Raw genomic sequence first — 15,383 nt, 5'->3', positions numbered from 1 at the left:
GCTTAACGAGAAAATGTGACTTTTTTTCACATTTTGTGTATTGATGAAGTCGTATATTTAGTTGATTTACTACAAAGACGCTTTTATGAATGTTGGTAAAATCTTAAAGAAGCTGAGACAATACAAGGGAGTTACGCAAGAAAATATTGCCACATTTTTGAATTTGGAAAGATCTGCTTATTCTAAATTGGAGCAGGACAAGACGATGTTACGGCTTGATACCGCCAAACTTATTGCCGTGTTTTACGGGTTTGAATTACACTATCTCATTTTGTGTATGGAGTACGACCACTATCTGAATAACCCAACTACGCTGAGGTTAATTAAAGCACAAAAAGACAAAGAGGCCCTCTTTGCGAAACAGGTCGCCTATTCGGCATAAACTTCTGCCAGGGGATTGAAAAGATAAATTTTCCCATTATCCAAACAAGTACAACGGTAACGCTTTCTAATTCGCTCTCCCTTTTGGAATTTACGCCCATCTTTTAAAGTGAATACACTGTTGATGGGCAATTGCTCCACATGCAGGGTTTCTTCCTGTACATCGTATTTTTTAAGGGCACGGGCCAATCTTAAATCAGTACAGCTGGAAGCTGCAGGATTGTTTAAGTAGGATACTATTCCTTGGTTAACATCAGCTGGAAAAATCTCCAAATCGAAAAATGGTTTCATCATCCTTTTGAAGTTATTTTTCCATTCGGCACCATGAGGTTTTACTTTATTCTTGTGGTCGTTCCAAGTCAACAAATGCGCAAATTCATGGACGGTAGTGACTAAAAAAGCATAAGGATTTAAATCATTATTAACTGATATTTTATGCCCGTTTCCCTTAAATGGATGTCGATAGTCACCTAGTTTGGTGCTTCGATTCTTTGAAATTTTAAATTCGCACTGAAAATAGTCAATCCATTTAGCAATAATAGGCGCCGCAGCTGGAGGCATGTATTGTGCTAGGACTTCTTTTTTATCCATAGAAAGAAACTGATTAACTGTTTAAACGGCTAACAGGCAAAAGGAAGTATGCATGTGACACTTTTTAGGCCAGCCATTTCTACACAGCAATATAACAATTTACTTTAAAAACTGATAAGCAATCAACGCTGCAACATAAGCCATTGCCGTCATGTACACCAATTGTATCATTGGCCATTTCCATGATTTTGTTTCTCGATAAACGATGGCTACCGTGCTCATACATTGCATGGCAAAGGCATAAAATAGCATGAGCGAAAAGGCAGTAGCAAAAGTAAATATTGGCAGGCCTGTTGCTGGATCTTTAGCGGCACCAATTTTATCACGCAATCTCGTTTCTCCTCCATCGTCTTCAGCACCTTCAACACTGTAAATGGTTGCCATGGTACCCACAAAGGCTTCACGGGCAGCAAATGAGGTAATCAAAGCGATACCTATTTTCCAATCGTAACCCAATGGTTTAATCATTGGTTCAATGGTTTGTCCCAACAAACCAGCGTAGGAATTTTCTAATTTCTCGGCAGCCCTGTCTCTTTCCAACGTTGCTAATTGTACAGTATCTTTGGAATTCGCTTCGATATGATCGTATTTGGCGTCAATGGCTTCAAAACGTTTTGAGGGGCCATAAGTAGACATCACCCATAAAATGATGGAAATGGCAATGATCACCTTACCTGCTTCCAACACAAATGTCTTCGATTTCTCGTACATCGTAAACAATACGTTATTCCAACGTGGCATACGGTACACTGGCAACTCCATGATAAAATAAGAACGCTCTTTGGCCTTAATGATAAATTTAAAAACCAGGGCCACCAAAACCGCAGCAATAATGCTGATGAAATACATGGCCATTAAAGTTAATCCTTGTAGATTAAATACACCCCAAACCTTTTCATCGGGCACTACCAGAGAGATCAGCAAGGTATAAACAGGTAATCTGGCCGAGCAACTTACCAACGGTGTCACCATAATGGTAATGATCCTGTCTTTCCAGCTTTCGATGTTACGGGCACTCATGATAGAAGGTACCGCACAAGCAATCCCGCCAATCATAGGCACTACTGATTTACCACTCAAACCAAACTTGCGCATGATTTTATCCATCATAAAGGTTACTCTGGCCATGTAGCCAGTATCTTCCAAAATGGAGATTAAAGCAAAAAGAATGGCAATTTGAGGAATAAAGATCACAATGCCACCTAAGCCCGCGACTACTCCATCCAACAACAAATCAGTTAATACCCCAGCAGGCAAATGCTCATGTCCCTTTTCGGTAAGCCAAGCAAAACCTCCCTCTATCATATCCATTGGTACTGATGACCAAGAGAAGATAGCGTTAAAGATGAAAAACAGAATAAAAAAGAAAATAATAAAGCCGAATACCTTATGTGTTAATATGGCATCAATTTTATCTGTCAAAGTAAATTTCTTTTTAGCGCCTGTATCCACCACTACATCACTCAATACTTTGCTCAAGTGTCGGTATCTGGCCACCGTTTCTTCTCCTTGAAGTTTCACGGTGTCAAAACCATTGCCTATTTCAATGGCTTCAATTTCTTCTTGTTCTTTATCTGTGAAAAATGCTAAGTGCTCGTGCTGGTGTAATACCTGCAACGCATAATAGTCATTATCTGTTGCAATTTTTTGCTTGATGGCGGCTACTGCTTCAGGGGCAAAACTTTTAGCATCAATGCTGCTCGTTTGTGTTGCTAATGACGTAATTTGGGCAATCGCTTGTTTTAAGGCAGGTAAGCCTTCTCCTTTTCTTGCAGAAATATTGACCACTTGTACCCCAAGTCGTTGCGCTAATTTATCAATATCAATGCTGATCCCTTCTTTTTTAGCCATATCGGCCATGTTAAGTGCCAATAACATCGGGATACCTAAATCGGCCACTTGCGAAAACAACAGTAGATTACGACGTAAGTTGGTGGAATCGGCTACCAGTACAATGACATCTGGATGGCTGCTATTGTTCTTATCGGCCAACACCTGAAAAACAATACTTTCATCCTTACTTTTTGGATATAATGAATAAGTACCTGGCAAATCGACAATTTCGGCACTTTTACCAGATGGCAATTTGCAGAAACCTGTTTTTTTATCGACAGTGATCCCTGGGAAATTTCCAATTTTTTGATTTAATCCTGTTAGAAGGTTAAATAGGGTAGACTTTCCGGTATTCGGATTTCCAACTAAAGCAACTTTTAAATCAGCCAAAATACTATTGAATTATAATTACGGCAGCTTCGGTTTTACGTAAACAAAGTTGATATCCAGCTACACGGATAGCAATAGGATCGCCTAGTGGTGCACATCGCTCCACTTCAACCTCCTCGCCTGGAAGACATCCCATCTCCATTAATTTCACCGCCATTTCTGCATCGGTAAAAGAAACGATGATCCCTTTTTGCCCTGGATTTAATTGCGAAAGTTTCATACAAAATCTTTATTTACGAGCAAGAAAAACCACATTCAATGCCCAAAAAAACTGTCGCAAGTTAGCCGTTATTTATATCAAATCCAAATAAGCCAGTGTAACAAAACGGTAAAACCTCGTCAAGTTGGCTACTTAATTGGTATAAAGCCGCTTTACGCTTTGCTTATTGATCTGACAACCTCTCCCTGACCTATCGGAACTACAAATACCCCTTAAAAAAGAGACGGGGCTAGAAGCGATTAACCGCAGCTGCTACTAATTAAACTTTGGGTTTTGTACGAACCTTCCAAAAGCACTTCTCTCTCCCTCACAGGGAGAGATGCCGATAGGCAGAGAGGGTCTTTTATTAAATAAACCTCTCCCTAACCCTTCCGAAGTATCGGAACAGGTGCTCCTTAAAAAGGAGAGGGAATCGGAAGTGCTTAATCGTCGCTACTGGTTAAATCTAAGAACATCGGTAAAAGTAAACGCTTTCGTTTTGAAATTAATAACAAGCAGTTTCTAAATTGATACTTACCAATTTTAAACTCATAAGCATCTTTCTCCAAATTCATGCGCATCTTTTTGCGAATTGATAAGCATCTTTTGTTAGATTCATGCGCATCTTTTCTATAATTGGTAAGCACCAATCCTTCCATTGGAAGCTTCCAAATTTAAATCGGAAGCTTCCAATTGACCAAGTACTCGTTATGAGTTTTTAGGGCTTGGATAAATACAACAAACGCCTGTGCAAGAGCTGGAGAGAAAAGTACTGAAAAAATCAGCCTCACGGAATGTCTATTTACCATCACCCTGGCCAACAACAAAAAAGGGAGCTCCTTGCGAAGCTCCCTTTTCAATTTATCATTAGGTTTTACATTCTTCCTGGGCCACCCATTCTGAAGTTACCTTGACCTCTTCCTTGTTGTCCTGGCATTTGCATACCTGCAATGCTACTTAACGAGTAAGTGAACGAGAACATGAAATAACGTTTCAATACGTTGAAGTTCTGATCTACGATAGAGTTGGCGCTTGCCGTACGTAAAACACCAGTATTTTCATTAAACAAATCGTTTACAGCCAATTTAAATGTGCCTTTGTTTTTAAAGAACTGACGGCTGATGTAACCATTTACCTGTGTGTAGTCTGCATTAGCTGCCCCTCTTCCAGTAAGTCTATTGTAAGTCACATCTGTTTGCAAACGGATGTTTCCAGGAAATACATAGCTGATATCGATATTAGGTGATAAAGTATAGAAGTTAGTGGTTTCCCCTCTGGTGTAAGTTCCATGATCCCATCTTCCAGAAACGCCAGCAATTAAGTCGAACTTATCCATGTTTGACACCAACTTATAGCCATTTCTTATCCCAATGTTTTTGGTTACATTTTTACTTCCATCCTCTGCTAGATTGGTTCCTTTACTATTAGATAAGCCTCCGTCTATTTGAAGATTTAATTTATTTCCTTTAATAATTGGCAGGCCTAGATTCCCAAAAACATTAACGCTATAATTGCCATCTACGTTTACAAAGCGGTTTTCAATCTTACCTATATTTTCACCTGATGTAATTTGCCTCTGGGCGTTGCCGAAATCATTAAAAGTTTGTGTAATAAAAGCGCCCAAGAATAAAGTACGGTAACTTGCAAAGTCAAAGTTATTATAGAAAATCCTCAAGTTGTTTGAAAACGAAGGTTTCAAATCAGGGTTTCCTTTAGGACTAGTTAGAGTATTCGTATTATCAATTACTGGTTGAATCTGATCGATGCTTGGCTGGTTGGTCCTACCATCATACCTAATATTTAAGCGTTTCGAATTGCTAAAGTTATACCTGAACTGAGCTGTTGGTGTAATATTGAAGAAATCTCTTTTAAAGGAATTCCCAGTAGTTAAATTTTCATTGGTACGATTAGTTAATTGTCCAGCTAAACCGATGTTCCAATTATATTTTTTCTCGTTTTTGTTTAAGCTAAACCCTAAAGCATTTGTCCAAGTTGTATTTTCAAATTCGTTACTATAATCTGGATTTGTGATCAGTACATCATATTGCTGAGTAGCATTATTGAACTCATAAAGATTGCGTTTCCTGTTATCGTGCATGTACCCATTTTGCAAGTTAAATTCTAAACTTAAAGTTTTAGACAATGGCTCTGTATAAACTAATCTTGCTGTATTATTAAATGAGTTTACATTATTATCATTTAATTGGTTCAAACTTTTAACGGTTACGCCTCCCCCTGGTGCTGTTAAAGTTTCTGGGTTCTTGTTGTAAGTATCCGCATCGCTATCGTTGATATTGGTATTTACATTTAATGATAGGGTACGACCACGACGAAGAAATTTTCTGCGAAGTAATAAGCTATTACTGATGGTTGGCGTTGTAGAACCTGTAATTAAATTTTGAGAACCTACGGCATCACCAGCTAAGTTATTTCTTACATAATTGGTCATGCTATTGCCTGAGTTATCGGTGTAAGAAATATTAGGTTGAATTCTGATTGAGGTTGCAGAATCTAATTTAGTATCCACCATAAAGTTTAAACGATGGTTCAAACGCTGGGTGGTACTCTCTAAATTACTATTATTGGTAACAGTATTATTGCCAATAAAACTCTGTGAATTGGTGAACCCAGTGTTAAATAATGAGGTTTTATTAAAGAAGTAACTTCCAGTAAATTGAGTTCCGTCATCGTAAGTATCAGCAAAGTCAATACCCGCAGCAGTAGTTGTGGTAATCCCTTGTTGCTGCTGGCCTCCGCCACCACCACCAAACATTGCTCCACGACCACCGCCTCCGCCACCAATACCACCTCCAAAGTTTTGTTTGTTCACGTTATTGAACTGACCTATTAAGGAAATACGTTGTGCGTTATCAAAACGGTTAAGGTTAATATTTACATCATAACGGTCATCGCTACCGTAACCAGCAGTACTGTTACCCATGTAGCCTTTGTTCTTGATTCCGTTTTTGGTGACAATGTTTAAGATCTTTTCACGGTTACCGTCATCAACGCCAGAGAATTTAGATTGTTCCGACATATCGTCGATGATCTGGATTTTATCTACCATGTCAGCGGGTAGGTTTCTGGTTGCCAATAAAGGGTCGTTACCCATAAAATCCTTACCATCAACACGCACTCTTTTAATGGTTTCACCCTGTGTAGTTACCGTACCATCTTTAGCTACGTCAACCCCCGGAACCTTTTTCAAGAGGTCTTCAACCACCGAGTTTTCTTTCACTTTTAAGGTAGAAGCACTGATTTCCAAAGTATCTTTTTTGACTACCACTGGAGGTGTTTCTCCTTTGATTTCGATCCCTTTTAAGGTTACGCCAGTATCTTCCATCAATAATTCACCAAAGTTGATGCTTGGTTTAGCAGCCGTAAGTTCGAAATCTCTATTAACAGTTTTTAACCCCAAAAACACGACATATAATCGGTACTTGCCAGCAGCAATATTATTCACCGAGAAAGTACCATTGGTATTTGTTGTCGTAGAACCAACTACAGCGGAGTCGCTAGTCAATCTTTTGATGGCAATAGAAGCGTAATCTATTGGCTTTTTATCTTTTTCATTTAACACTTTTCCACTCACCGTTCCTTGTGCCTGTGCAAAAGCGATATTACCCAACCAAAGTAGGGTTAAAAATAAAGCTCTTTGTAAATGTTTATTCATTTGTATGTTCTAAAAAATTATTTTATTGAAATTACCTAATCAGACTTCTCAAAGCCCCAAAGGTTTGTTAAGAAATGTTAAAAGCGCAGTAACATTTTAAATACAACTAACTTTATCGTTACAAACACGGAAATTGAGGCCTGAGCTGCAATAGACCAAGCTTTGTTTATAGGCTTCTATGGCGCGAATGAGGGATTTTTGGGCACTTGCAACTAGGTTTAAAGATGCTACATGATTGAAGCACTAAAAACAGAAAAAAAATCAAAATCAGATTAAACCTTTTTTTCATTGTAGTTTGACAAGTGTAAAAGCACGTAACTAAATACGCCCATTAGGCAGCCGATCATGTCGCAGGTAAAGTCCCACCACTCCGCAGAGCGATAGGTAAATACTTTCCATTGAAGCAATTCTATTCCTCCGCCAATGAGTGCTGAAATTAAGATAATTTTAAAGATGGTTAGCGAGCGAAAACTGTAGTTATGTTGATATCTTATCTTTCCGTAAAAAAGTAGGATGGTAAGCACATAGAAAAAGCTCAAGTGTGCTAATTTATCGAAACCTGTAAAGAAAAAGCCAGGTCCTCCATTACTGGAAAGATCAATGTTACAAAGCACTAAAGTAATGATGGTCCAAAGTATGGCCCAACGTTGATACTTTAGTGCTTTGAATTTGGCCATATTATGCGCCTATTAATGCTTTGTAATCATCAGCACTTAACAATCCGTCTACTTCGCTTGCATCAGCCAAAGTAACTTTCACCATCCAACCTTCTCCATAAGGATCAGCGTTTACCAACTCTGGGTTGTCGTTTAATGCTGCGTTAAATTCACTTACAGTTCCGGTAACAGGCATGAAAAGATCAGAAACGGTTTTAACTGCTTCTACGGTACCAAATACTTCTTCTTTAGCTACTTCAGAGCCGATCGTATTGATATCGATGTAAACGATGTCACCTAGCTCACGTTGAGCAAAATCTGTGATGCCAATAGTAGCTTCGTTTCCTGACACTGATACCCATTCGTGATCTTTAGTGTACTTTAGTTCTGATGGAAAGTTCATTTTTATGTTTTTATTAAGTTTGTTTTCGATTAATATCTGTACCTCGCAAAGGTAATGAAATTATGCTATTGCTAATCTACTAATTTAAGGTTACCCTGAGGCTAAATCCGAAGTTACTAAATGAGGTATTGAACGATTGTGAGGTGTATGGTTTAGTGATATTTGAATCATAGAATACCCTTACATTGAAACGTTGATTCAACACATAATCTACACTTGGGCGTAAAGTGATGTTCTTAGCCCCCGATGACACCTCTGCCTCGGTGATATCTGCACGGTAGATCACCGTTTTATTATCCCTTACCGACACGTCTAGCTTAAAGTCCATGTTGTTGTCCATTTTCATTTGCTTAAACAAACCAAATGGGAACCTAAATTTAGTGGTTCGGTAACCTAGCCCGAAAACAATGTTATTTTCAGAAAGGTGGGCCAACTGACTATTTGCTAAACTTAAACCTAATAACCTGGTTTTATTGATCTCAAAATTAAGGGTCATGTTGTTTTTCAAACGGGTATCAAAACCGATCAATGGTGCAAACTGCTCCGAAATGGTTACTTGTGCAAATTGGTAGAAAGGCAAGAAGTTCCCGTTTACATCTGTACTGCTTACCGCTCCGTTTGACTCTTCGTACTTCAATAAGCTATTAAAGCCGTTGATGCTGTAAGTAGAACGATAGCCGTGTCTCAAGCTTAATTCAGAGAAACGATCCGCAATGAAAGGATACTTGGTCAGTCCTGAGTAAGTTAATCTCCAGTTTGGCAAAGGTATTTTTGGCAAACTGTTTAGGCTTGATGAGTTAGGGTCTTTACCTGTATAAGCAGCAAGGAAAGCTAACACCACTACGTCTTGCGAACGTTTATCGTAACCATTTGCGTAACCATTTGTTACACCAATAGAATTTGGATTCAGCGCTCCTAAACGACGAGAGATCACTGATCTGTTGTTCATGAAATCATTAAACACACTTGATAGGGTGGCGCCACTTTTATCTTTAAATGCTGTTCCTATCGAGATGGTAGAGATGCTATAATCGCCCGTAGTATTTGGACTTTGATTCGCAAATGCTCCGTTATTGATATCGTACTTAAAGTTGGTTGAATAGTTTAAAGTTCTGTTTTTACTGGCTAGTAAGGTAATCTTCAAATCGCGAATAGGCTCAATGGTACTGGTCAATTGGAAATCTTCACGAAGCGTGTTTACATACAACTGCATTTGGGTTTCATCTGTAGTGATCCAGCCACTATTAACCGCCATTAGCCTAATGTCTCTTTGGCTACCAAACACAAAACCTAAGCCTGGTGCTCCAGTCACATCGTCAATCCCGAAAAATCTGGTTTTTGGCAAATAGCCTGGCAAAAATATCCCTTGGGTTTTGGTGTAAGCTACGTTAATGTTTTTGATACTGGTTAACAAACCTACCGCCACATTCGACATTTTGAAGGTGGTATCTCTATTGTTTAGACTACGTCTGATAAAGCCAAATTTATTGTATAGAGAAATCATGTTCAAGGTAGGATTTACCTGTATCGTGCGTGAGTTTTGAATCGTATTCCCTAAATTGATGGTCGGATCATTCAAGGTAGACAAAGCCTCCGTTTGCCAAGTAAATGTGGTACCATAAGTAGTGGCTAAACTGATCCAATCTAAACCTGGAATTTTCGCAATTGGCCAATTATATCTCACGTTAAGGCTATGGTTGTAATCGGTGGTACGACCTAATCCTTTAATATTGTTCCATAGCAATTCTCTCTTATATCCTTCAATACGGCCTTCTGGTTCATCAATGATCGAATAATTGGTCGCATCAAAATCCAGACTTAACGATTTCGTCAGATCCCATGCAATGCCATACACCCTGGTTACCAAGAAATTTTTATTAAACGTGGTGTTGATTGGAATGGAGTTGTTAGGATCATTATTCCGCAACGTATTTTCTGAATAGAAGCGATCGAAATCTATCCTAAAATTGATCGAGTTTGGCAGCAATGAGAAGTTAAAATCCTTCAACAACTTTAAGGTATTGGATTTAATCAACTTGTCAAATGGCTGATAGCTTTTGGAGTTATAGCTATAGTTATAAGCTAATGATGCTTTATAAGTATTTTGAATAGTGGTTTCATTGATAAAATCGCGATGCGACATTTTTGTTTGCGCATAGGAAACGTTAAAGTTCTCGATATCCCACAGCCTCACCTTCGCATCTTCTTTTACACGTTCTTTACGCACGTTGGTGAAAGCCAAACTACTTCTGGTGGTGTAGTCTTGCGCAAAATTTAAGATCGAATCTCTTTGGGCCTTATTAGAATTGTCCAAAGCTTTTGAAAGCTCGATATCTGGGGTACGCGGATCGAATTGAGGCGTTGCAACTTGTTTAGAGTAGCTCACAAACATTGGGATCTTCACCCCGCTTTTTTGTGGCAGGAATTTACCCAACTCCATGTTCGACGAGATATCGAAAGCCATGTTGTCTGATCTGCTACGTTGGCTCACTTTACTATCAATGGAACCAAAGCCTACGGTTGATTTAGTTCCTGAAATGTTCACATCCGCAAAATCGGCAAGCTTGGCACTCATTCTTGCGGTAGCTGCCCAACCTCCACGCTCGTCAAACTCGGTTAGTCTTAATTCATTAAACCATGCCTGTGCGTATTTAGATAAACCATCATCATTAGGAGAAGCATCTGGTCCGCTGCGCCAAGGATTTTTTAAGCCCAGCATGTACACGCGAACTTTACTCATATCAGGTTGCCCTTTTACAATAATGGTATTCTTTCCATCGGTATACCTAAATGGAATGTTGATTGGCCATGGTGCATTACCTAAACGGGCATTGTTACGGGCAATTTTTGCCTTTTGGAAAAGCTCCAATTCAATCACCATTTTATTTTCTTCTGGCCAAATGGCATAGGCATCGGTTGTTCCTGGTTGAGTTACTCTTAATGGCTTATTATATTCGTAATAGTTATCGCTATTATCTGTTCCTATTCTCAAGAATGCGCTCAAGTCATTATCCTGCAAACTATTGATACCATCACCTTCCAAGTGAATGTACATCTCCAGTTTTTTGTATGACCTAAAGTCGTTAATGGCTGTTTTAAACGCTGCCCTACCGTAGCCATCACGTAAATCCTTCACAATCATCGAAAGGGATTGCTCATTTTGACGGGTATCGCCTCTGTAGTTACTAAAGTCTCTTTCTCTTTCAATACCAGGCGGAACCACATAAGGAATAGGGGTTCTACGACCGTTCTCTTCGATGTTTACTGTTCCCAGTTCTAAGATAGAATTATCTGGAGATGGATTTGTACCCAAGCCTGGATCTGCAATGACTTTACCGCTTTCGTTTTTAGCATTGTATTGTCTCCACTCCCCTCTTACAAATTGAATTTTTGCAAACCTCAATACTGCAGTATCCGCAAAGTTGGTCATGAACATCCTTACAAAACGAATAGATTTGAAATCTTGGATGTTCGCCGATTTCGAATCGTACTGTGCTAAAGGAATACGGATTTGATACCAAGTGGCATTTTGGGTTTGGCCGTTAGCCAATTTAACCGAAGAAGTTACTTTATCGGTTACAAAGCCTTGCCCTACTTGCAAATCTCCAGGACGCATAGATATCTTATATTGATAGTATTCGTCAGACTGGGTCATGTTGTTATCACGGTTGACATCCTCCCCATCTGGCAAATAGGTAGAAGCCGAATTTTCCAGTCCTAACTCCTGTTGTGATTGTTGAGAAGTTTTGGAATTACCTTCCAAACCGTTGAAATTCATGTATCGTTTTAAAATGCCTGCATTTGCTTGGTCTAACAAACCACCTCTAAAGTAAGCGTAGTCATCAGAAGAAGGGTCATTATCAAAAGCTTGTGCAGCATCGGGATTTAGCTGTGCTTTAATTTGTTGGATTTGGGCAGCAAATTTTGCTCTTTCATTGGTGTTGGATAGTCCATCCAAACCAACATCCTGTGCTCGTCTCACATTTGGATCGTTATCAAACACCTGCACTACAGGTTGTAGTTTGGCTACACGTCCCCAAATGGTTTCGTCGTACTTACTTGGATCGTCATCCGCAGGCAAACCATTTTCTAATGATTTACGACCGTCTCTTAAAATATCTTCAGAGATGTTACCTAAGTTGAAATACAAATCTCCACCTTGTGAACCTGGCTTATACATGAAAGGATCCATCACCCAAAGTTCAATAAACTCAATGTTTTGGGCTTCAAAATCATTCACATCTACCCTTCTCATGATCCCGCCCCATCTGTTTCTAGGATTTTGTAGTGTACCATTAGGGTTGAAACCGTTAGGTGCAAAGTTGTATGGTCCCCTTAGCATTGGGTAGTATGCCAAATCCAAGGTTTGTAGCGTGATAGGCTGGCCTGTACTGATCTGTTTGAAAGGAAAAACTTCGGTTTCCAATACTTCTCTCACATAGTGATTAGAAAGTTCGTTTTTATTGTTTTTGATGTTATCAGGAATTTGACCTGCACCACCTCTGTTATAAAAAACTGGATCGATGTTGTAGAACGCTAACTTGGCACGATTGTAACCGTACTCTAAGCTTGGAGGCAAGCCAGGCGCTCCTTCTGGGAACATTTGTGGGGTTCCTGAAATTTGCCAAGCAATGGCGCTTTTTAAATCGATGACCGAACGCGAGGCTTCAAAATCATCGATGAAACTGGTACCCCCTTTGCTGCCGCCCATGTTCAGCGCAGATGGATGCCCTGGAATAAGCTGTGCAAACTCTCCGTAAAACGAAATATTAGATTTTTCTTTGGTAGAAATTAATGGCAACTTATCAATCATCTTGGTTAAAAACCTTGAAGATGAAGTATAGTTCACATCCATTCCCCAAATAGAGTTAGAGATAGGTTCTTCTCCAAAATTAACCTTTGGCGTAATCGGTCGCTCGGTAAGGTTCATAAAAGTACCCCCGATATTCAACTTGTTATTTACACGGTAATCGCCCCTTACCCCAAACAATGAACGTTGTTGTAATCCAAACAATTCATTATTTTCTGTGGAGATACGGATGGATTGACCAGAGCTTAATAGCGCGGTATTTAAGATTTTCACCCTACCGCTCATGTAATCCACGGTGTAGTCATTGCCCTCAATTAAAGGAATGCTGCCCATAAATACTTTTACAGACCCTTCAGGAACGTTAATGGCGTTTAAGCTAAATTCCGAAGAAATCTCAGATTGATAATGTCCTTTAATAAGGTATCGATCTTTATCTGGAGACAATTGCTGCGCATCCACTTTGGTGGCGCTATACAATTGAGGGAAAGTATATTTATCTCTTAAGTTTTGTTCAGTGCTAAGAAATTGATTGGCTAAATCTTTACCAAAAGGTTCAATTACTGGAAAAATGATTCGCCCATTTTGAGGATCAATCGTTACATAGCCACTAATGGTGTTCAACAATGAGGTTGCCGAACTTCCTGTTCCAAAATTTGGATTGTTAGTGGTCCCTAAATTATTTTGTGAAGAAGCAAAAGGATTGCTTTGTGATTCGAAATCGAAAACACCATCTGGTTTAGCTTCTTTTTGGGGATTTAGTCGATCTAAGCCTACAGCTTGTAGCCATATTTTGTTGGTCGTATTTGCCCCTTCGGTAATTACCGCTCGTTCCACGCCAGAAGTTTCATCTAATCTGAAAAGATCCAGCTTAAAGTTTTGATTGCTGATTTGATAGCCACCTATGTTATAGATGTTTTTCATCATCAAATTCCAAATGGGTAGGTTAGGCTTGGTTGTTTCATTCTTAAGCAACTTGGCAAAAAGCACATTTGGCGTCGCTTGATCAAAGGGCACGTCGGTTGCAAACTCACCCACTTGATATTCTACCCCGTTGTAGGTGTAGCGATAAGCCACCGCCAGCAGCTCATCTGTATTGAGTTGGGTATTTAACGAGATATATCCTAGCTGTGGGTGTAGCGTAAATTCTCTATCGGTAAGTTTTCTACTATAGGTAATTTTTGCATAGTTATCTGTAGCGCCCGTACCCGCAAAAAAAGTGCTTAAACTTGGGCTGCTCGACAACCTGGCGTCGGTTGGTATCGTGGCTAATAAATTATTTGAATGTGTTGGGAAGGTGGTGTTAGAGAAAGCAGAAGGAAGACTATCGGTTGGTCGAGTCCGGGTAAATGAAGGATTGTATGGGGCATATTCACCTAAGTCCATGAAACCAATTACATCTCTTGAGTCGGTGGTATTTCCCGTTTTGTTGGTTACCCAAACTTCGATCTTAGTAATGTTAATCCCTGTTCGTACAACTGGTGCGGTTTTTAAGGCCCTATTGTATTGATCGCGAAAGTATTGGGCCAAAAAGTAGTGCTTATTAGCTTCGTAATCACTACCACTTACCCTAAATTCGCTCTGCTGTGCACCGTTGCTAATTTCTATTTGTTTTGATTGCGATTTCTGTTGGGTGAAAACAGTCGTTAAAGCCAACTTACCAAACTGTAGTTGAGTTTTGATACCAAACAAGGCCTGTGTTCCTGTAATTAAGGAAGTATTTAAAGGTAAGCTTACGTTACCCGCTTCTATCTTTTTAATAATGTCATCGGGGCCACCAGTATAGTCCAATTTAATTTGGTTTTCAAAATCGAACTGTGCTTCGGTATTGTAGTTCATTTTGATTTTCATTTTGGTACCAATGTTACCCACAACGTCCATTTGGATCCGTTGCGTGAAATCAAAATTGCTTTGTACTCTTTGTCGTTCATTAAAAAGTGGGTTTTCGTTTTTATTGACACGTCCTAGAAAAGTAAGCTCTGCTTCGCCACTAGGCTGGATATCAATGGTGGTTCCGCCAAAGATTTTCTCGAATACACGACTGTTGATTTTTACTTCGGGGATGATTCCCGTTTTGCGAATGTCGTCTATTTCTTGATTGGAAAATAAGCGCCAATTTTCACGTTTGATCTCACTATTGACCAAACGGAGGTATTGCTCAACCGTTAAATATTGAGGAGGGGTATATAGCTTATCGCCAATACGCTCAGAAATGATATACCTGTTGCTGGCAGCGTCGTAAGTTACTTCCCGCTTAACGTTCTCTGGAAGCTTATTAAATGGATTGGAATAATTGCGCAATCCCATCCATTGCTTTTCTTTTGGGTTAAATGTGTTTTTTGCAGAGTCCACCCTAGACCCGCCATTATTTACCTGTGAGAACGCTGTTTTGCCAATGCAAAGGCCTACCAGTAAAACAAAATAGGCTAGTTTGTTTTTCAATTTGGTTT

The 15,383-nt window shown here is 39.4% G+C and carries 8 protein-coding genes; 1 reads left to right on the top strand and 7 read right to left on the bottom strand.

The window, feature by feature from the left end; all coding sequences use genetic code 11:
• Nucleotides 1-85: 85 nt before the first annotated feature.
• Nucleotides 86-382, top strand: a complete 297-nt coding sequence (locus DUT70_RS15490) for a helix-turn-helix domain-containing protein (protein ID WP_113648274.1) — start codon at nt 86-88, stop codon at nt 380-382.
• On the opposite strand, the gene DUT70_RS15485 is transcribed toward DUT70_RS15490, so the two are convergent.
• The 7 genes from DUT70_RS15485 to sov all read right to left on the bottom strand — a co-directional run bounded on the left by DUT70_RS15485 (nt 370) and on the right by sov (nt 15,375).
• Complete coding sequence (locus tag DUT70_RS15485) at nt 370-972, bottom strand: SprT-like domain-containing protein (RefSeq protein WP_113648273.1); 603 nt, start codon at nt 970-972, stop codon at nt 370-372. The two genes, DUT70_RS15490 and DUT70_RS15485, sit on opposite strands and share 13 nt — an antisense overlap.
• Nucleotides 973-1,071: 99 nt before the next feature.
• Complete coding sequence (gene feoB, locus DUT70_RS15480) at nt 1,072-3,198, bottom strand: ferrous iron transport protein B (RefSeq protein ID WP_113648272.1); 2,127 nt, start codon at nt 3,196-3,198, stop codon at nt 1,072-1,074.
• 1 nt (nt 3,199) lies between these two features.
• Nucleotides 3,200-3,415: a FeoA family protein gene (locus tag DUT70_RS15475; protein ID WP_113648271.1), complete on the bottom strand. Its 216-nt coding sequence runs from the start codon at nt 3,413-3,415 to the stop codon at nt 3,200-3,202.
• Nucleotides 3,416-4,268: 853 nt separating this feature from the next.
• Entirely contained in the window at nt 4,269-7,067 is a 2,799-nt protein-coding gene (locus DUT70_RS15465) for an outer membrane beta-barrel family protein (protein WP_113648269.1), read from the bottom strand.
• Nucleotides 7,068-7,339: 272 nt separating this feature from the next.
• Nucleotides 7,340-7,744: a VanZ family protein gene (locus tag DUT70_RS15460; protein ID WP_113648268.1), complete on the bottom strand. Its 405-nt coding sequence runs from the start codon at nt 7,742-7,744 to the stop codon at nt 7,340-7,342.
• Between the two features lies 1 nt (nt 7,745).
• On the bottom strand, nt 7,746-8,126 hold the full coding sequence (gene gcvH, locus DUT70_RS15455) for a glycine cleavage system protein GcvH (RefSeq protein WP_113648267.1): 381 nt from the start codon (nt 8,124-8,126) through the stop codon (nt 7,746-7,748).
• A 79-nt stretch (nt 8,127-8,205) separates the two neighbouring features.
• Nucleotides 8,206-15,375, bottom strand: a complete 7,170-nt coding sequence (gene sov / locus DUT70_RS15450) for a T9SS outer membrane translocon Sov/SprA (RefSeq protein WP_113648266.1) — start codon at nt 15,373-15,375, stop codon at nt 8,206-8,208.
• Nucleotides 15,376-15,383: the final 8 nt, after the last annotated feature.

Source organism: Pedobacter chitinilyticus (genome assembly GCF_003313385.1).
In the GTDB taxonomy this organism is placed as follows: domain Bacteria; phylum Bacteroidota; class Bacteroidia; order Sphingobacteriales; family Sphingobacteriaceae; genus Pedobacter; species Pedobacter chitinilyticus.
Note: the sequence above shows the minus strand (reverse complement) of the source record. Positions and strands in the feature narration are given on the sequence as shown.

Coding starts and splice junctions, on each gene's coding strand:
- DUT70_RS15490 (WP_113648274.1), top strand. CDS start 86: ATGAATGTTGGTAAAATCTTAAAGAAGCTGAGACAATACAAGGGAGTT.
- DUT70_RS15485 (WP_113648273.1), bottom strand. CDS start 972: ATGGATAAAAAAGAAGTCCTAGCACAATACATGCCTCCAGCTGCGGCG.
- DUT70_RS15475 (WP_113648271.1), bottom strand. CDS start 3,415: ATGAAACTTTCGCAATTAAATCCAGGGCAAAAAGGGATCATCGTTTCT.
- DUT70_RS15465 (WP_113648269.1), bottom strand. CDS start 7,067: ATGAATAAACATTTACAAAGAGCTTTATTTTTAACCCTACTTTGGTTG.
- DUT70_RS15460 (WP_113648268.1), bottom strand. CDS start 7,744: ATGGCCAAATTCAAAGCACTAAAGTATCAACGTTGGGCCATACTTTGG.
- gcvH (WP_113648267.1), bottom strand. CDS start 8,126: ATGAACTTTCCATCAGAACTAAAGTACACTAAAGATCACGAATGGGTA.